This is a genomic window from Pseudomonas aphyarum, assembly GCF_028657055.1.
Classification (GTDB): Bacteria; Pseudomonadota; Gammaproteobacteria; order Pseudomonadales; family Pseudomonadaceae; genus Aquipseudomonas; species Aquipseudomonas aphyarum.
This window is the reverse complement of record NZ_JAMDGS010000002.1, coordinates 649331-667254: the sequence shown is the minus strand read 5'-3', so window position 1 is coordinate 667254 and position 17924 is coordinate 649331. Positions and strand designations below refer to the sequence as shown.

Sequence of the window (17924 nt, the reverse complement as noted above, 5' to 3'; positions counted from 1 at the left end):
GTGTACGGAGGAGGTGCCCATGCGAATTCTATTGGTCGAAGACAACCGCGATATCCTGGCCAATCTGGCCGATTACCTGGGGCTCAAAGGCTACACCGTCGATTGCGCCCAGGACGGTCTGTCGGGCCTGCATCTGGCCGCCACCGAGCACTACGACCTGATCGTGCTCGACATCATGCTGCCGGGCATCGACGGCTACACCCTGTGCAAGCGCCTGCGCGAAGACGCTCGTCGCGATACGCCGGTGATCATGCTCACCGCTCGCGATCAGCTCGATGACCGCTTGCAGGGCTTCAAGTCCGGGGCCGACGATTATCTGGTCAAACCGTTCGCGCTGTCGGAACTGGCAGCCCGGGTCGAAGCGGTGATGCGCCGCACTCAGGGCGGCGGTCGTCGTGCCCTGCAGGTCGGTGATCTGAGCTACGACCTCGATACCCTCGAAGTGACCCGCGAAGGCAAACTGCTCAAGCTCAACCCGGTCGGCCTCAAACTGCTGGCGGTGCTGATGCAAAAGAGCCCGCATGTCCTGCGTCGGGAAATTCTCGAAGAAGCGCTGTGGGGCGATGACTGCCCGGACAGCGACAGCCTGCGCAGCCATGTCCACCAATTGCGTCAGGTGATCGACAAACCATTCGCCAAGCCATTGCTGCACACCGTGCATGGCGTGGGTTATCGCCTGGCCGAGGGCCGCGATGGAGTTTAAGCAAAGCCTTGCCCAGCGGATCATCATCGCCTTTGCGCTGATGAGCGCGCTGGTGGCCGGCGCGTTTGCGATGGGCATCGTCGCGACCGTGCACCTGGTCGAGGAAAAACTGATTTCCGCCGGGCTGGGCGGGGATCTGCAACGCCTGCTGCTGATGGACAACGTCTCGGACTGGAGCCATCGGCCGGAGCCGGATCAGTTGTTCTACTTCAGCGGCGGGCCGGGCGATTTCGAGCTGCCCAAGGACCTGCGGCACCTGGATTCGGGTTTCCATGAAGTCTTTCGCGAGCAGCTGTCGTACCACGCGATGGTCGAGGTGGTCGACGGTCGCCGCTATGTGCTGCTGCAGGATCAAAGCGATTTCGAAGAGCGCGAGCGCGTGCTGTTCGCCGTGGTGCTGGTGGGCTTCGTGCTCAGTCTGGCGCTGGCGGTGTTCCTTGGCTGGGTGCTGGCGCGCAAGGTGATGGCCCCGGTGGTGCGTCTTGCCCGCCAGGTGCGCCATCGCGACCAGTTGCTCGGACTGGCGCCTCCGCTGGCGCCGGACTACGCGGCAGACGAGGTGGGCGAACTGGCGGTGGCGTTCGATGCCACGCTTGGACGTCTGCGTCAGGCGCTGACGCGGGAGCGACTGTTCACCAGCGACGTCAGCCACGAATTGCGTACACCGCTGATGGTGCTGGCCAGTTCCTGTGAACTGCTGCTGGAAAACCCGGGTATCGATCAGCGCGGCAAGGCCCAGGTTCAACGCATCGCGCGCGCCAGTGAGGAGATGCGCGAACTGGTGCAGACCTTCCTGATGCTCGCCCGTGCCCAGCGCGAAGACGCTGGCGCCGCGCCCCGGCACACCCTCGCGCAAGTGGCCGACAACTTGCTCTGTCTGTGGCGCGAGCCCATCGAATCCAAAGGCTTGCAGCTGATTTTCGAACCGGGAAACCCGCCCGACACTCGTTACAACGCGACGCTGCTCAATGCCGTGATGGGCAACTTGCTGCGTAACGCCTTGCACTACACGGAGCAGGGGTTTATTCGCCTGACGCTCAATGAGAACGGTTTCGTGGTCGAGGACTCGGGCGTGGGCATCCCCGAGGAAAAACGTGAAGCCATGTTCCAGCCGTTTGTACGCGGCAACGAAAAGCGCGGCGAAGGGCTTGGATTGGGCTTGTCGCTGGTTCAGCGCATTTGTGAGAACGAAGGCTGGAGCGTCACATTGAGCACGATGGAGCCCAATGGCTGCCGTTTCGAGGTCGATCTGGGCAAGCGCTGAAGATCAGCCGGTTGATGAGGGTACTCCCGCCAACCTGTCCAATTCCTGTATAACCTTGAAATAGTTTGCCGATTTACATGACGTTTTTTTCACAAAGGGATGACCTGACGCTGACACGCCGCTGCTTAAGGTGGCGTCATCAGTAATTCAGGAGTCCTGGTGATGGCCGGCCCGATCAAACTCGATTTTTCCGAAAAGTACGACGACAACCATGCGCAGAAGTACCTGCGCAAACACCAGGACGGTCTGGGGCGTCGTTTGTCCAACTGGCGGGATCAGCAGTTGGCCCGCAAGGCATTGACCCTCGTTGGTGAGCCTGGACTGGTGCTCGACCTGCCCTGCGGCGCAGGACGTTTCTGGCCATTGCTCGCGGAAAAGCCCAACCGGGTGATCATCGGAGCGGACAACTCCGAGTCGATGATCAAGACCGCCATGCAGGCGCAACCGGCGGATGTGGTGAAACGGGTACAACCCTTGCACACGTCTGCGTTCGACATCGCCTTGCCTGATAACGCCGTCGACAGCATTTTCTGCATGCGACTGCTGCATCACATCGGCGAGGCCGAACACCGCCGGGCGATTCTGCGCGAGTTCGAGCGTGTCACCCGGGACAGCGTGATCATTTCGCTGTGGGTGGACGGCAATTTCAAGGCCTGGAAACGCAAGCGCGCCGAGCAAAAGCGTGGTCAGGAGGGTTACCAGAACCGGTTTGTGTTACCGGCCGCAACAGTTGAAAAGGAATTCGAAGACGCGGGATTCCGGATCCAGGAACAACTGGACTTTATTCCGCTCTATGCCATGTGGCGAGTCTACGTATTACGCAAGAGGTAAGAGGATGGCAGTGCAATTTGCAGCAGAAGCGGAAGTCGCTCCCGAGGATCGCTTCGACTACTACTGGAACCAGCGTGGCGAGTGGGTCGAGGAACCCAATGTGCGCCGTGGTGGCGAAAGTGGTGTGCAACGGGTCATGGGGCGCGATGGCCAGCTGCTGTATGCCAAACGCCAGACCGGACATATCTATCGCAGCTGGCAGCACCCGTTCGGCCGACCGACCGTATTGCGCGAGCTCGATGCGCTGACGGGCGTTGCCAAGCTCGGCGTTCGAGTCCCCGAAATCGTGTTCTGCGGTGCCCAGCCCGATCCGAAATTCAAATGGCGTGCGCTGTTGGTGACCAAATCCCTCGATGGCTTTCAGGAGCTTGAGCATTGGGAAGCCGGCGGCGGTCGCGAGCAATATGGCGAAGCCGTCTATGAGCGCGTGCTCAAGGACCTCGCCGAAAACCTGGCGCGCATGCACAAGGGCCGTTGGCAGCACAGCTGCATCTACATCAAGCACGTGTTTGTGCGGGTGACGGGCGAAGGTGAGTCGGCCAAGGTCGAAGTCGCCCTGATCGATCTGGAAAAATGCCGTCAGCGTCTGACCGCTCATCGCGCGGCTGCCCATGACATGAAGCAATTGCGCCGCCACTCGTCGTTCAGCGCGACAGACTGGAAAAAACTCGTCTACTTTTATGAGACGGCGTTTGGCAGCGCTATCAAAGGTTTATAGCGATGAAACTAGAAATTGCTCGAGGTTTGTTTCTGGTAGGAGCCTTGGCAGTTGCATCATTGGCGGTGGCGGCCTGGGAACAGCCACGCATGCAGGTGATCGGCGCCTCGGCGAGCGATCCGCATTGCCCGATGCCACGGGTGGCGAAAGCCGCCGTGGCCACACAACCCGATCATGATCTGTTGCTGTTCATGTTCGGACTTTCTCAAGGGATGAGGCCGCAGAGTTGAATCGATTGAAATCTCTTTCTACAAGAGCCAAAGGCCTCGCTGATGCGGGGCCTTTTTTATTGAGTCATGGCTTTTTTTACTGCGTCATGCCTTGGGATCGGGTTTCGCCAGCAAGGTGTAAACGCAGGGCAGGACAAACAGCGTGAACAATGTCCCGATCGACATCCCGGTGGCAATCACCGTCCCGATGTCGAAACGGCTGACCGCACCGGCGCCGGTAGCCACGATCAGCGGCACCATGCCGAACACCATCGCCGCGGTGGTCATCAACACCGGGCGCAGACGAATAGCCGCCGCTTCCTCCACCGCCTCACGGGGTGTCAGGCCCTTCTCCTTTCGTAACTGGTTGGCGAACTCGACGATCAGGATCCCGTGCTTGCTGATCAGCCCGATCAGCGTCACCAGCCCGACCTGGGTGTAGATGTTCATGCTCGACCAGCCGAGAAACAGCGGAATCAGCGCCCCGCAGATCGACAGCGGCACGGTCACCAGAATCACCAGCGGGTCGCGGAAACTTTCGAACTGCGCCGCCAGCACCAGGAAAATGATCGCCAGCGCTAACGCGAAGGTCACCCACAGCGCGCTGCCTTCCTGGACGAACTGCCGCGATGCGCCGCCGTAATCGAAAGCAAAACCGGCCGGGGCTTCTTCCCGGGCAATCTGCAACACGCTGTCAATGGCTTCTCCCATGCTCACCAGCGGGAACCCGGACAGCTTGGCCGCGTTGAGTTGCTGGAACTGGTTGAGCTGTCGCGGTCGTGCGCGGTCGGTCACGGTGATCAGGGTCGACAGTGGCAGCAGTTCGCCCTGGGTGTTTTTCACGTAGTAATTGTTCAGCCAGTCCGGGTTGTCGCGGTAGGCCCGTTCGACCTGGGCGATGACCTTGTAGCTGCGGCCTTCGATGGTGAACCGGTTGATCTCGGCTTCGCCCAGCAGAGTGGCGAGGGTGCCGCCCAGATCCTGCATCGACACGCCCATCTGCGCAGCCTTGGCGCGGTCGATGTCGACCACCACTTCGGGTTTGTCGAAAGCCAGATCGAGGTCGACGAAGGCGAATTTGTCCGATTCCATGGCGCGCTTCTTGATCCGGTCGGCCACTTGCAGCAACAGCTCGTAGTCATTGGCGGTGTTGATCACGAACTCGAACGGCAGGCCTTCACCGGTGCCGGGCAGCGATGGCAGGTTGAAACCGAAGATCTGCAGGCCCGGAATGCCCTCGAGTCTGCCCTGCACCTCGGGGAGGATTTCCATTTGCGTGCGACTGCGCTCGTTCCACGGCTTGAGCAGGAAACCGCCGATGCCGCTCTGCACCCCGTTGTAGCCGTTGATCTGGAACGAGGAGTAGTACTCCGGGAACTCCTTGAAGATCTTGATGAACTCGTCGGTGTAGGTGTTCAGGTAATCGAGGTTGGTCGGCTGCGGGGCGTTGGCCATCATGAAAATGATGCCCTGGTCTTCGTCGGGTGCCAGTTCCGACTTGGTGAACTTGAGCAGCACCGGAATCAGGCACAGCACGATCACCGCAAACACCAGCACCACCGGCCGGGTATTGAGCGTGCCGTGCAGCATGCTCTGGTAGCGGCGCTTGAGGCTTTCGAAAATCCGGTCGAGGCGGTGGGCCAGACCCGTGGGGTTTTCATCGTGGCGCAGCAGCACGGCGCACATCATTGGCGACAGGGTCAGGGCGACGACGCCGGAGATCACCACCGCCCCGGCCAAGGTCAGCGCAAACTCCTTGAACAGCGCCCCGGTCAGCCCGGTGAGAAAACCGATCGGTGCGTACACCGCCGCCAGGGTGATGGTCATCGACACCACCGGCATGGCGATTTCCCGGGCGCCTTCGAGCGCGGCCTCCATTGGTGTCTTGCCTTCCTCGATGTGCCGGTGGATGTTTTCCACCACCACAATCGCGTCGTCCACCACCAGCCCGATGGCCAGCACCATCGCCAGCAGGGTCAGCAGGTTGATCGAGTAGCCCATCATCTGCATGAAGAACATCACGCCGATCATCGACAGCGGAATGGTCACCACCGGAATCACTACCGAACGCAGGGCACCGAGGAACAGGAACACCACCACGATCACGATCAGCACCGCCTCGAACAGGGTTTTCACCACTTCGTCGATGGAGGCCTGGATGAACAGCGTGGCGTCGTAGGCGATCTCGCTCTTGAGGTTGGGCGGCAACTGGGCTTCCAGCTCCGGCATGATCTTGCGCACTTCCTTGATCACTTCCAGCGGGTTTGCGCCGGGCGTGGCCTTGATCCCGATGTACACCGAGGGCGTGCCGCCGAACGAACTGATGGAGTTGTAGTTTTCCGCGCCCATCTCCACTCGTGCCACATCGCTGAGCAGCACCCGGCTGTCGCCACTGACCTTGAGCGGAATCTTGCCGAAGGCTTCGGCGGACTTCAGCTCGGTGTTGGCATTGATGCTGGTGACCACGTACTCACCTTTCACTTCGCCGGCGGCGGAGAGGAAGTTGTATTGGCGCACCGCGTTGGTCACGTCGCTGGCGCTGAGGCCGAAACCGGCGAGTTTCACCGGATCGATCCACAGGCGCATGGCGAACACCTGGTTGCCGAGAATCTCCGCCTCGGCCATGCCCGGCAGGGTCGCCAGTTTCGGCTGGATCACCCGTGACAGGTAGTCGGTGATCTGCGGGTTGTTCAGCTCCTTGCTGAAGAAGCTGATGTACATCAGCGCCGAGGCGTCGGCGGCCTCCTTGCTCAGCACCGGATCCTCGGCGTCCTGAGGCAGTTTGTTCTTCACCTCGTTGGCCTTGGCCAGCAGTTCGGTAAACAAGCGGTCGCTGTTGGAACCGATGCGCGCGTAGATCGAAATCACCGAGAAGTTCTGGCGACTGACCGAGGTCATGTAGTCGATGCCCTCGGCGCTGGCCAGGCTCTGTTGCATCGGCTGGGTGATGTAGCCCTGGATGGTTTCGGCGTTAGCCCCGGGGTACGCGGTGGTCACCGTGATCAGGGCGTTTTCCATTTGCGGATACTGGCGCAGCGGCAGCTTGCTCCAGGCCTGGAAGCCCAGCAGCACAATCAGCAGGCTGACCACGGTGGCGAGCACCGGGCGGCGGATGAACGGATCGGTAAAAGCCATGGGGTTTCCTTGATCAGTCGGCGCGGGCCGGACTGTTCTGCTCGCCGAGGGTCTTGTCGTCGCTGATGGCAATGTGGGCGCCGTTGTCCAGTTTGATCTGGCCGGCCGTCACCACCTGTTCGCCGCTCTGCACGCCCTTGTTGATCATCACCTGACCTTCGCGGCGTTCGCCGGTCTCGACGAACCGACGCTCGGCGATCAGTACCGGCTGGCCCTTGTCGTCTTTTTCGACGGTGCCGTCTTCGGCTTTTTTCTGGGTGACCACGTACGTCGAGTTGCCGTAGAGGGTGTAGGTGATCGCACTTTCCGGAACCACGATGTGTTTCTGCGGATCCGGCAGCAGCACCTCGATGCTGGTGAACATGCCCGGCAGCAACTTGCCGTCGGGGTTGGCCAGGGTGGCGCGGACCAGAATGTTGCGGGTGGTGCTTTCGACGATCGGGTTGATCGCGGTGATGGCGCCGGTGAAGTGCTGGCCGGGATACGCCGCGACTGTAATCTGCACCGGCTGACCAATGGCCAGTTTCGGCACCGACTGTTCGGGCACGTAGAAGTCGGCGTAAAGGCTGCTCAGATCCTGCAGGGTGGCGATCTTGGTGCCGCTGGCGAGGTAGTCGCCGATGTCCACCAGGCGGATGCCGATGGTGCCGCTGAAGGGCGCGACGATGCGTTTTTTCGCCAGCGCTGCGTTGAGTTGATTGACCGTCGCCTTGTTCTTTTGCAACTGCGCCGAGAGCCGGTCAAATTCGCCTTTGGAGATGGCGCTGCTGCCGACGAGCTGGCTGCCGCGACCGTAATCCAGCTGTGCGAGGCCGAGATCGGCCTTCGCGGTTTCGAGGAAGGCGGCTTCGACGGCGCTGTCCAGTTGCAGCAAGGGTTGGCCGGCCTTGACCTTCTGCCCCGATTCGAACTTCAGCTCGGTGACGGTGCCGGCGTTCTCCAGACTCAGGTCGACGCCTTGCAGCGCCTTCAGCGTGCCAACGGTGGGCAGACGCATCTGCCACGGGCGCTCGACGGCCGTGGCCACGGCGACGCTGATCGGCGGCTTCGGTTTCGAAAAGCCCTGGATCATCGTATAGATCGAGAAGGCCTTGTAACCGGCGAGAAGCAGAACGATCAGCAGTACAACACCCAACATGATCAGCATGCGGCGACGCAGCATATTTCCAGTTCCTTGGAGAAAATCAGGCGAGACAGGCGGGCACATTACCCCGAGTCCGGCAGGGATTCCAACTGCCAGTTTTTACCGGGTATGAGGGGAGGCGATACAAAAAAGCGGTGCCGCCGACCGAACGGTCGGCGGCGAATTTCAGGCCATCAGATGAAGATGGTTGTCCCAGAGCCCTGCGGGCAAATCCAGCGGTTTGGCCAGCAGATCGTCCTGGCGGCAATCGTAGTAGCGGCAACGTCCCTGACCGGAGGTCACGACAAACCCGTCCTTCACCGCACCGACGCCGGCGCAGTCGGGCAGCGGGGCGTCGAGGCGCACTTCGCCGCTGTCCAGATCCCAGATGAAGAAGCGGTTGCCGCGCGGTGCGGTCAGTGCCACCAGGCGCAGCTCGCTGTGCACGGCGACGCTGGCGGTGTAATGCCCCATCGACTGCAACTGATGCTCCGGCACCGGGAACGCCACGAATGGCTGACCGGGACGTTTGATCGCCAGCAGCTCCGAGCGCTCATGGGAAGGCCCCATGAATTGCTGGCCGGCGACGATGGTGCCGTCGCTGGCGATCCCCAGGTGGCGCACGCTGTTCATCTGCTGGGCGAGGGTTTCCTTGCTCAGCAGGGTGCCGTCGCGTTGCATCAGCACCAGGCTCGGTTCCATGGCGTCGAGGTTCATGTCGACCCGGCTTTCGGCCTCGGTGCGGATCCCGCCGTTGGCCACCACCAGGGTTTCACCGTCGGGCATCCACGACACCTGATGCGGGCCGAGACCGTGGGTGGAAATCTCGCCGCTGTGCACCAGCCGTTCGCCTTCGAATTTGTACACCCCGAGCAGGCCACGGCCCGGATCGGTGGTGTCGTTTTCGGTGGCGTACAGGTAGTCGCCGCTGTGGTGGATCACCGCGTGGCCGTAGAAGTGCCGGTTCGGCTGCGACGTCACGGTTTGCAGCAATCCACCGTTGCGCAGGTCGATCAGGTAGCTCTCGGTGCCCGGCCGGCGGGCGACGAACAGCGCGATTGGCAGCGTCGGGTGATTGATGATGTCGTGGCAGCGCTGGCCGACTTCGGTGGCAAACACCTGGGTGCCGTCCAGCCGATAACCGACGGCGTAATGCTTGCCGTCGGTGTCGTCCCGCGCCGACAGCAGCAGCGGGCTTTGGTCCTTGCGCTTGAACAGCGTCCAGCCGCCCAGTGTCACTGCTCCCAGCAGCAAACTACCTAAAGTCAGAGCCTGGCGTCGCAGCATGGCACGTGCCCTCATCAGTCACCGTCGTTGGCGTTGAAGCCCAGTTGGATGCCCAGCGCCTTGGCCAGCTCGCCTTCGTGCAGGCGGTGGACGACGTTGAGGCTGTCGTAGATGTCGTTGAGCTGCTGGCGACCGGCGTCATCGTTGAGCATTTCGGTCAGCGAGCGCTGAGTGCTGCCGAACAGTTTGAGCGATGCCGCGTAGGCTGCATCGATCTTGTCCGCCAGCGGCTTTTGTTCAGCCGGCAGCAGGCCGCGCAGGCCTTTGTTGTCGACGCCTTCCCAGACGGTTTTGGCCGCTGCGAGGCTGGCTTCCAGCGACTCCATGGACGACTGGCTGCGCCATGCGTCAGCCTGGAACGGCTGAGGCACACCCTTGCTCTGGCGGCCCATCGGGGTGCCGAGTTTTTTCTTCAGAGTGTCGAGGGCGGTGACCTGTACCCGCAGCAGATCGGCGATCGCTTCGTGGGAGTCGGCGTAGCGCTGGTTCGGGAACTTGCTCATCTGCGCGAGCATGCCGTCGGTGTTGTTCCAGCTGCTGAGAATCTCTTCGGCCAGTTGTTTCTGACGTTCGCCGATGGCTACCAGCAGTGGGCAGTACTTGGCTTTCTGCGCGTCGTTGGCCACGTCAGGCTTGGCGTCGAACAGGATGTACTCGTAAGCGGACAGGCCTTGAACCACGACGCTGGACTTGGCCAGTGCGGCGGCATCGATCTGCGGCTGCGCGGTGACCAGTTGCTCGACCTGACGGCCGACCAGGTTTTTCTTGTCTGGCCAGAACTGCACCTGCCACGAACGGTTGCCCTCGGCCAGCGGGCCGATCAACAGCGGTTGCAACTCGGCCCAGGCTTTCTGCGCGTGCAGGAAGTCGGCACGGGCGGTGTCCAGCGACTCTTTGCCCTGGCAGTAGGCGAGGGCGCTGACGGCCAGTTGCTTGTCGGCTTCGACCCAGCGGGTGTAGGTCGGCAGGATCACCGATTTGGCGATGGCCGCCGAGGTGACGGCTTGCGGATCCTGCGGCGAGCACGCGCCGAGGGCCAGTGCGGCAAGGCTGGTGAACAACAGCTTGGGACGGAACATGTCGGGCTCCCGATTCTTTTAAGTGTTTAAAGTGAGTTCAAGAACGCCAGCAGCGCGGCACGCTGCTCGGCGTTGAAAGACAAAACCTGTTGCTGCGCCGCCTTCGCTTCGCCGCCGTGCCAGAGCACGGCTTCGAGCAGGTTGCGGGCGCGGCCGTCATGCAGAAACTGGGTGTGGCCGCTGACCGCCTGCGTCAGGCCGATGCCCCACAGCGGCGGGGTGCGCCAGTCGCGGCCGGAAGCCTGGAATTCGGTGCGGTTGTCCGCCAGCCCTTCGCCCATGTCGTGCAGCAGCAGATCGCTGTACGGGCGAATCACTTGATTTGCCAGTTCAGGTTCGGCCGCGTTGGCGGCGGTGGTGTATTTCGGCGTGTGGCAGGACTGGCATCCCGCCTGGAAAAACAGATTCTTGCCGGCCAGCACTTGCGCATCGTTGACGCCACGACGGGCGGGAACGGCGAGGTTGCGGCTGTAGAACAGCACCAGGCGCAGGATGTTGTCGCTGACTTCAGGTTCGCCGTCCGGGCCGTTGCCGTTCGGCGCCTGTTTGCAGGCGGTTTGCGCGTCGGTGCAGTCATCAAACGGTCTCAGGCTGGTGGTGAGGCCCATATCACCAGAAAACGCGTGAACATTTTGTTGATTGAGGTTCGGCTGGCCGGCTTTCCAGCCAAATCGCCCCATGACGGTCTTGTGCTGCTCATCGTCCCAGACCCGGTTTGGCCGGCCGTTGATGCCGTTGTTCTCTTTGGCCTGCGCGGCGGCGTTGGCGAGGATCGCTTCCTCGGGGATCGCTTCGAGCAGGCCCAGGCCGATCATCGGCGGAGCCACTCGCGCAGAAAAACGCGTGTCCGGGTGCATCGGGCCGTAGCCGAGCTGGGTGATCTGCAAGACCGGTTTACGCAGCTCGACCTCGGTGCCGTCCTTGAAGCGCACCGGCACTGGCGTGTAATCGACCCGCACCTTGCCTTCCGGCGCGACGCCGGGGACGGCCATGTCCTGGAACTGGCCGCCGTAGACCGGCTCGGGCACCACGCCCACCTGTTCGATGACCTTGGCATAGGCCGGCGCATCGGGAATCGACAGACGCACCAGCATTGAAACCGCGTTGGCCGCATCTGGCGTCGGCGGATGGCCGCGACCGTCCTTGATGTGGCAGTTCTGGCAGGCGTTGGTGTTGAACAGTGGGCCGAGACCATCGCGAGCGGTGGTGGTCGACGGCGCGATCACCCACGGGCTGCGGAAGAAGCTGTTGCCGACGCTGAAGTCCACCCGCCGCGAGGGCGGCAGGTTGGCGGACGGCAGGGAAAACGCGTTCTGATCGCTCTTGCGCACGGTCGCCGCGCCGCCGGAACGAGCCTCACCCGGCTCGGCCTTGGTGAAACGCGGGGCGTCATCGCAGGCACTCAGGCCCAGGGCCAGAAACAGTGCGGACAAGCGAAGAGGCAGCGAGGGCATCAGACTTCCTGCAAGAAGGGCAAAATCAAAGGCGCAAAGTCTAACAGGGCAGGGGGGATTGAATAAGAGGAATTATCGTTTGCTTGATGTGGGGCAGGGTTTGGCTTTAGATCGAGGTGCTGCCATCGCTGGCAAGCCAGCTCCCACAGGGTTTGGTGGTGAACACAGAGATTGCAAACACCGCGGTACTTGTGGGAGCTGGCTTGCCAGCGATGGGGCCATCAGCATCACCACAAATAGCAGCTATGAAAAAGGCGACCCGAAGGTCGCCTTTTTTAACTCGGACCCTGTGATCAGAACTCGTGATCGGCGTTGTCCGGGTTCAGGTCGCTGATGCCCAGTTTGCCGGCAGCGGCTTCGATCGAACCGGTCTGCTTGACCAGCGAAGCGATGGCGTCGCGGACGATCTGGTTGCCGGCGGTGTTGCCGGCCGCGATCAACTGGTCGTAGTGCTCACCCTTGTTGGCGTGATCGACCATGACCTGGATCTTGGCTTCGGTGGCGGCCAGATCGGCTTTCAGTGCGGTGTCGGCAGCCGGGTCAACCTTGGCCACCAGCGACGACAGGCTGGCGCCGGTCATTTTGGTGCCGTCGACACGGGTGTACTCGCCCAGGTAAACGTTACGAATGCCCTTGGCATCGTAGAAGTGCGAGTTGTGGGTGTTGTCGCTGAAGCAATCCTGTTCGTCTTCCGGGGAGTTCGCTTCCAGGGACACTTTCATGCGCTCGCCAGCCAGCTCGCCCAGGGACAGGCTGCCCATGCCGAACAGCATTTTGCGCAGGCCGCTTTCAGCCGGTTCGGCTTCCAGGGTGGCGCGGTAGTTGTCGGCAACGTTCGGCTTCCAGTTACCGACCATTTCTTCCAGGTCGCTGACCAGCAGCTGGGTCACGGCTTTCAGGTAGGCACGACGACGATCGTTGTGACCGCCGGTGGCGCCTTTGCCTTCCAGGTAGTCCGACGCAGGACGGTTGCCGGCACCAGGGCCGGTGCCGTTCAGGTCCTGGCCCCAGAGCAGGAATTCGATGGCGTGGTAGCCGGTAGCAACGTTGGCTTCGGAACCGCCGAGCTCGTTCAGGCTGGCGAGTTTTTCCGGAGTGATGTCCTTGACGTCGACCTTGTCTTCGCCGACCTGTACTTCGGTGTTGGCGATGATGTTGGCGGTGGCGCCCGGGTTGCCCAGTGCGTGTTCGTAGGATTTGTCGACGTAGTCGATCAGGCCTTCGTCCAGAGGCCAGGCGTTCACCTGACCTTCCCAGTCGTCGATGATGGTGTTGCCGAAGCGGAACACTTCGCTCTGCAGGTAAGGAACGCGAGCGGCAACCCAGGCAGCCTTGGCGGCTTTCAGGGTGTCGGCGTTCGGCTTGGCGAGGAACGCGTCGATGGCGGTTTGCAGGGTTTTCGCGGTGGATTCGGCATCGCTGTAAACGGCGAAGACCATGTCGGCGTAGTGCGAGACAACGGCTTTGCCGGCGGCCTCGTCGACTTTACCGGCAGCAGCAGGCGCAGCCGGTGCAGCGGTGCTCGCAGCCGGAGTCGGCGCAGGAGCGGCGGCCTTTTCTTTGTCTTTACCTTCGCCGCAACCGGCGAGGGAAATAGCGATGGCCAGCAGACTGGCGGTAGCCAGAGGCATACGAATCATGGCGAACATCCTGCTTCGGTAATTGAGTGGACAGGCGCGGGGGTGCGCAAAAGCTGCGACATAATGCAAATCTTTCGCATTATGTGTAAAGGGTTGTAGCTGGAAATATTTCCTATTTGCGCGGGGTCTGCGCTGGATCAACAGCGTAGACCACGCCCGGCGGATCAAGGGTTTTGCCGGGCTTCGCAGACAGGTTTCAGAGGATGGCCGCGTTGCTACGCTGGGCCTGCTTGAGATAAACGCTCAACTCCCGCGCCGGCAGCGGTTTGCTGTAGTGGTAGCCCTGACCTTCGTGGCAGCCTTCGGAGATGATGTAGGTTTCCTGTTCGGCGGTTTCCACGCCCTCGGCGATCACCTGCATGCCGAGGCTCTTGCCCAGTTGAATGATGGCGCGAACGATGGTCGCGTCATCGTCGTCATCCAGCAGGTCCTGGACGAAGCTCTTGTCGATCTTGATCTTGTCCAGCGGCAGACTCTTGAGATAGCTCAGCGACGAATAGCCGGTGCCGAAGTCGTCGATGGCGATCAACGCACCAGAGCGGCGCAGGCTCAACAGGTGCTGAGCGGCGGTGCTGATGTCTTCCATCAGGCCGGTTTCGGTGACTTCCAGCTCCAGACTGCGCGGCGGCAGGCGGTACATCTGCAACAGGTTATTGACCACTCTCGGCAGTTCGGCGTGGTGCAGTTGCACGGTGGACAGGTTGACCGCCATGCGCAGGTCGACGAAGCCCTGATCGTGCCAGTCGCGCAGTTGCTTGCAGGCCTGATCCAGCACCCATTCGCCGATGGCGATGATGGTGCCGTTCTGCTCGGCCAGCGGGATGAACAGGTCCGGCGGCACCAGACCGTGTTCCGGATGCTGCCAGCGGATCAATGCCTCGACCCCGACTACGCGATGATCGCGGTAGCTGATCTGCGGCTGATAGACGAGGTAGAACTGGTCGCGCAACAGCGCGTCGCGCAGGTCTTTTTCCAGTTCGCGACGGCGGCGCATCTCGCTGTCGACGCTGGCGATATAGAACTGATAGCGGTTGCGCGAGCGGGTCTTGGCCAGGGTCATGGTCTGCTCGGCCTTCTGCAACAGTTTCTCGGTGCTGTCGCCATCCTCCGGGAACAGGGTGATGCCGATGGTGGCGCGCAGACGGATTTCCTGATGATCGAGGGCGAACGGCGCTTCGAGGTCATCGAGAATGCTCTGCGCCAGTTCCGCCGCTTCGTAAGGCTGTTCGATATCGGCCTGCACCAGCGCGAACTGGTCACCGCCGAGTCGGGCGAGGGCGCCGAGGCGACCGCTGTGGGCGCGTAGACGATCAGCCAGGGCCAGCAGCAATTGGTCGCCAGTCTGGTAGCTGAATTGTTCGTTGATGCCTTTGAAGTCATCCAGTCCGACACACAACACCGCAACCCGGCGCTGCAGCTTGCCGGCATCCACCAGAATCTTGTCCAGTTGCTGCTGCAATTGCTGGCGATTCGGCAGGCCGGTGAGGAAATCGTATTGGGCCATGCGCAGCAGGCTGTTTTCTGCCTCGTGGCGCAGGTGGGTATTGCGTTCGATGGATTCGAGCAACTGGTTGGCGGTGTTGATCCAGATCCCCAGTTCGTTTTTCTCGTGGCCCTTGAGCTGCGGAATCTTGTGTTCGCTGGGGCGGTCCGGATTGATCTCGGTGAGGTGTTCGATGATCCGCGACAGCGGTTTGGTCAGCAGCCAGTGATAGACCAGGTACAGCACCAGGCCCATGGCCAGGGCGCGCAACACGCCGGAAATGAAGATGATCACCGAGCTGACGATGAAACCCTGACCGTAGGTGGCCGTGTCGAGGGTAATGCTCAGGTCGCCGTAATACTCGCTATACGGCCCACGTCCCACCAGTTGGGTGGTAAACGTGCGCTCCTGGCCGAGGATCAGGTCGGTCAGCCAGCGACTGTTGGAATGCTGCAGCTCACGGGATTTCTGCGCGAGCATCGCTTCGTTGGGATGGCCGATGGAGGCCTGGCGCACGGCGTCGTCCTGGAACAGGCCTTCGATCACCTGCATGCCCATCTCCCGGTCCAGGCTGTAGACAGCCTGGGTGGAGGGATCGCGGAACATGTCGAGGATGCGTTCGGCATCGCCGGCGACGGCCTGGCGTGTTTTATAGGCATCGAAAACGATCTGCGCGCAGCTCAAGACCACGCCGACGATCAATGCCGACAGGAGCACGACCCGGAGCAACTTCACCGACAAGCTGTTCTTGAGTTCCAGCTTCAAAGGGTTATTCCTTGTTCCGTGCGGGTAGCGTCAAGTTGCCATGAGTATTGGCAATCCCGTGTTGGCAGTCAAAGGGACAATCGAGCCGCGGAAAATTTGTCCGTGGCCTTGGCCGAAATGCTGCTGTCTGGAGTATTTGCCCTATTTGTACTGTGTCGGTAGTTTTGGCCTCCAACTTGAGGGGCGTCGGACAATTTTTCCTCTTTTGATGGTAGTTCGCCGTGGCTTGGGAGCAAGGCGAGAAGGGCTGCTTTGCGTGTGGGAAAAGGCCCTGTTTGTGATGGGACGCACCCGTGATGATTTCTGCGGGCAGAAAAAAACCCGGCAATAACCGGGTTTTTTGTCTGGCGTGCAGCTTAAGCGGTGAAGGTCTTGCCTTCGAACTGCTCGGCCACGAACTTCCAGTTGACCAGGTTCCAGAACGCCTCGACGTACTTAGGACGCAGGTTACGGTAGTCGATGTAGTAAGCGTGTTCCCACACGTCGCAGGTCAGCAGCGGGGTGTCGCCGCTGGTCAGCGGGTTGCCGGCGCCGATGGTGCTGGCCAGAGCCAGGGAACCGTCAGCCTTTTTCACCAGCCAGCCCCAGCCGGAACCGAAGGTGCCGATCGAGGTTTTGCTGAACTCTTCCTTGAACTTGTCGAACGAACCGAAAGCCGCGTTGATGGCTTCAGCCAGTGCGCCGGTTGGTTGACCGCCGGCGTTTGGCGCCAGGCAGTTCCAGTAGAAGGTGTGGTTCCAGACCTGAGCGGCGTTGTTGAAGATGCCGCCCGAGGAAGTCTTGACGATTTCTTCCAGGGTCTTGCCTTCGAACTCGGTGCCTGGCACCAGGTTGTTCAGGTTCACGACGTAGGTGTTGTGGTGCTTGTCGTGGTGGAATTCCAGGGTTTCCTTGGAAATGTGCGGCTGCAGGGCATCGTGTGCGTAAGGCAGCGGCGGCAATTCGAAAGCCATGATGATTCTCCTAATCAGGTCTGTTGCGGTGAGCGCAAGGCCGATCACGGGCGGCCAGAAATGCACCGGCGAGTTTTTACTCTTTGCGGCGCAGGGTTCGGATCATAGCACCGGGGGTGCGGCTTAACCACGCAACAACTGTGTGGGATAGAGGTTCCAGAGCCTTTTGGAATAATTCAGGACGCCAATATCAATTGCCCTGCCACGGTGAACATCATCACCGCCACCAGCAGATCAAGAATCCGCCACGTACTCGGCCGCGCCAGCCATGGTGCGAGCCATGCCGCGCCGAACGCCAGGGTGAAGAACCACAGCAGCGAAGCACTCGCCGCGCCCACGACATAAGCGCCGGGCACCGACTGTTGCGCACCGAGGGAGCCGATCAGCAAAACGGTGTCGAGATAGACGTGCGGGTTGAGCAGGGTCACCGCCAGTGCGCTGAGCATCACCGCCCGCAACGAACGCACGGTCTGGTTTTCACCCTGTTGCAGGCTCTGTTTCGAGCAGGCCCGGCGCAACGCCTGGCTGCCGTACCAGATCAGGAACACCGCGCCGCCCCAGCGGGCAACCGCCAGCAAGGTCGGGTTCTGCGCCAGCACCGTGGCCAGACCGAACACACCTGCCGCCACCAGCAACGCATCACAGGCGACGCACAGCGCGGCGACCGGCAGGTGATGTTCACGCCGCAGGCTCTGCGCCAGGACAAAAGCATTCTGCGTACCAATCGCCATGATCAGCCCGAACGCCACCAGCAAACCGTTGGTATAGCTTTGCCACATGACGGTTACTCCGCGTTGGCTGCGAGATCGCGCAGCACTTTCATGGCACGTTCGGCGTCGGCCTGACCGACGAACAGATGGTCGTGGTAATAACCGGCGATCACGTTGCAACTGATGCCGGCCTTGCCCAGTGCGGTGGCGAATGCGGCGGTCAGGCCGACCGCTTCCAGCGCCGAGTGCACGTTCAAGGTGATCCAGGCTGCGACGTAGTCGAAGCTGAAACCGGCGCGCTCGGCGTGGGAACGTTCGAGAATCACCGTCAGGCCTTCCTGTTCTCGGAAACTGCCTACAACTTCCAGACCGCTCGGCAACTGACCGTCGCGCAAGGTGCAGAACACGTATTCGCCGGCATTGAGCTGCGGGCTCATGCTGCGCAGCAGGGTGGTCAATGAGGTTTCGCCAGCCATGGGGGTGGTCCTTGATAAAGAGTGCTTGCTGGCTATTCTCCCGGTTGACGCTGTATAAGAAAAACCAATAGTGCTGATCGCTCATTAGGAAAAC

General features: G+C 61.4%; 15 protein-coding genes. 5 read left to right on the top strand and 10 right to left on the bottom strand.

What is annotated here, in order from left to right:
- The first annotated feature begins 19 nt into the window (after positions 1-19).
- The 5 genes from colR to M5G18_RS04700 all read left to right on the top strand — a co-directional run bounded on the left by colR (position 20) and on the right by M5G18_RS04700 (position 3746).
- The gene (gene colR / locus M5G18_RS04720; RefSeq protein WP_007953224.1) at positions 20-703 is read left to right on the top strand and encodes a two-component system response regulator ColR; all 684 of its coding nucleotides are present in this window, start codon (positions 20-22) and stop codon (positions 701-703) included.
- Positions 693-1967, top strand: a complete 1275-nt coding sequence (locus M5G18_RS04715; RefSeq protein ID WP_273899210.1) for a sensor histidine kinase — start codon at positions 693-695, stop codon at positions 1965-1967. Before colR ends, M5G18_RS04715 begins: the two co-directional genes overlap by 11 nt.
- A 162-nt stretch (positions 1968-2129) precedes the next feature.
- Entirely contained in the window at positions 2130-2798 is a 669-nt protein-coding gene (locus tag M5G18_RS04710; RefSeq protein WP_273899212.1) for a class I SAM-dependent methyltransferase, read from the top strand.
- 4 nt (positions 2799-2802) lie between these two features.
- Positions 2803-3516 carry a lipopolysaccharide kinase InaA family protein gene (locus M5G18_RS04705; RefSeq protein ID WP_273899214.1) on the top strand — a complete coding sequence of 238 codons (714 nt, stop codon included), beginning with the start codon at positions 2803-2805 and terminating at the stop codon, positions 3514-3516.
- A gap of 2 nt (positions 3517-3518) precedes the next feature.
- Entirely contained in the window at positions 3519-3746 is a 228-nt protein-coding gene (locus tag M5G18_RS04700; RefSeq protein WP_011335717.1) for a hypothetical protein, read from the top strand.
- A gap of 84 nt (positions 3747-3830) precedes the next feature.
- Here the strand turns inward: M5G18_RS04700 and M5G18_RS04695 are convergent, their stop codons facing one another.
- The 10 genes from M5G18_RS04695 to M5G18_RS04650 all read right to left on the bottom strand — a co-directional run bounded on the left by M5G18_RS04695 (position 3831) and on the right by M5G18_RS04650 (position 17830).
- Positions 3831-6860: a multidrug efflux RND transporter permease subunit gene (locus M5G18_RS04695; RefSeq protein ID WP_273899216.1), complete on the bottom strand. Its 3030-nt coding sequence runs from the start codon at positions 6858-6860 to the stop codon at positions 3831-3833.
- Positions 6861-6873: 13 nt separating this feature from the next.
- Complete coding sequence (locus M5G18_RS04690; RefSeq protein WP_273899217.1) at positions 6874-8022, bottom strand: efflux RND transporter periplasmic adaptor subunit; 1149 nt, start codon at positions 8020-8022, stop codon at positions 6874-6876.
- A gap of 147 nt (positions 8023-8169) precedes the next feature.
- Positions 8170-9270, bottom strand: a complete 1101-nt coding sequence (locus tag M5G18_RS04685) for a DUF1513 domain-containing protein (RefSeq protein WP_273899220.1) — start codon at positions 9268-9270, stop codon at positions 8170-8172.
- A 14-nt stretch (positions 9271-9284) separates the two neighbouring features.
- Positions 9285-10349, bottom strand: coding sequence for an imelysin family protein (locus tag M5G18_RS04680; RefSeq protein ID WP_007953243.1), 1065 nt, complete (start codon positions 10347-10349; stop codon positions 9285-9287).
- A 26-nt stretch (positions 10350-10375) separates the two neighbouring features.
- Positions 10376-11803: a di-heme oxidoreductase family protein gene (locus M5G18_RS04675; protein WP_273899222.1), complete on the bottom strand. Its 1428-nt coding sequence runs from the start codon at positions 11801-11803 to the stop codon at positions 10376-10378.
- A gap of 293 nt (positions 11804-12096) precedes the next feature.
- Positions 12097-13443, bottom strand: a complete 1347-nt coding sequence (locus M5G18_RS04670) for an imelysin family protein (protein WP_273899223.1) — start codon at positions 13441-13443, stop codon at positions 12097-12099.
- A gap of 196 nt (positions 13444-13639) precedes the next feature.
- Positions 13640-15691 (bottom strand): putative bifunctional diguanylate cyclase/phosphodiesterase, encoded by a 2052-nt coding sequence (locus M5G18_RS04665; RefSeq protein ID WP_007953246.1) that lies wholly within the window; start codon positions 15689-15691, stop codon positions 13640-13642.
- Positions 15692-16047: 356 nt separating this feature from the next.
- Positions 16048-16644, bottom strand: coding sequence for a superoxide dismutase (locus tag M5G18_RS04660; RefSeq protein ID WP_003227660.1), 597 nt, complete (start codon positions 16642-16644; stop codon positions 16048-16050).
- A 176-nt stretch (positions 16645-16820) separates the two neighbouring features.
- On the bottom strand, positions 16821-17423 hold the full coding sequence (locus tag M5G18_RS04655; protein WP_011335710.1) for a LysE/ArgO family amino acid transporter: 603 nt from the start codon (positions 17421-17423) through the stop codon (positions 16821-16823).
- Between the two features lie 5 nt (positions 17424-17428).
- Positions 17429-17830, bottom strand: coding sequence for an ACT domain-containing protein (locus M5G18_RS04650; RefSeq protein WP_273899227.1), 402 nt, complete (start codon positions 17828-17830; stop codon positions 17429-17431).
- Between the last annotated feature and the right edge of the window lie 94 nt (positions 17831-17924).

Bases quoted from the DNA above. Each gene is read 5' to 3' on its own strand.
- colR (WP_007953224.1), top strand. From the start codon at position 20: ATGCGAATTCTATTGGTCGAAGACAACCGCGATATCCTGGCCAATCTG.
- M5G18_RS04715 (WP_273899210.1), top strand. From the start codon at position 693: ATGGAGTTTAAGCAAAGCCTTGCCCAGCGGATCATCATCGCCTTTGCG.
- M5G18_RS04710 (WP_273899212.1), top strand. From the start codon at position 2,130: ATGGCCGGCCCGATCAAACTCGATTTTTCCGAAAAGTACGACGACAAC.
- M5G18_RS04705 (WP_273899214.1), top strand. From the start codon at position 2,803: ATGGCAGTGCAATTTGCAGCAGAAGCGGAAGTCGCTCCCGAGGATCGC.
- M5G18_RS04700 (WP_011335717.1), top strand. From the start codon at position 3,519: ATGAAACTAGAAATTGCTCGAGGTTTGTTTCTGGTAGGAGCCTTGGCA.
- M5G18_RS04695 (WP_273899216.1), bottom strand. From the start codon at position 6,860: ATGGCTTTTACCGATCCGTTCATCCGCCGCCCGGTGCTCGCCACCGTG.
- M5G18_RS04690 (WP_273899217.1), bottom strand. From the start codon at position 8,022: ATGCTGCGTCGCCGCATGCTGATCATGTTGGGTGTTGTACTGCTGATC.
- M5G18_RS04685 (WP_273899220.1), bottom strand. From the start codon at position 9,270: ATGCTGCGACGCCAGGCTCTGACTTTAGGTAGTTTGCTGCTGGGAGCA.
- M5G18_RS04680 (WP_007953243.1), bottom strand. From the start codon at position 10,349: ATGTTCCGTCCCAAGCTGTTGTTCACCAGCCTTGCCGCACTGGCCCTC.
- M5G18_RS04675 (WP_273899222.1), bottom strand. From the start codon at position 11,803: ATGCCCTCGCTGCCTCTTCGCTTGTCCGCACTGTTTCTGGCCCTGGGC.
- M5G18_RS04670 (WP_273899223.1), bottom strand. From the start codon at position 13,443: ATGATTCGTATGCCTCTGGCTACCGCCAGTCTGCTGGCCATCGCTATT.
- M5G18_RS04660 (WP_003227660.1), bottom strand. From the start codon at position 16,644: ATGGCTTTCGAATTGCCGCCGCTGCCTTACGCACACGATGCCCTGCAG.
- M5G18_RS04655 (WP_011335710.1), bottom strand. From the start codon at position 17,423: ATGTGGCAAAGCTATACCAACGGTTTGCTGGTGGCGTTCGGGCTGATC.
- M5G18_RS04650 (WP_273899227.1), bottom strand. From the start codon at position 17,830: ATGGCTGGCGAAACCTCATTGACCACCCTGCTGCGCAGCATGAGCCCG.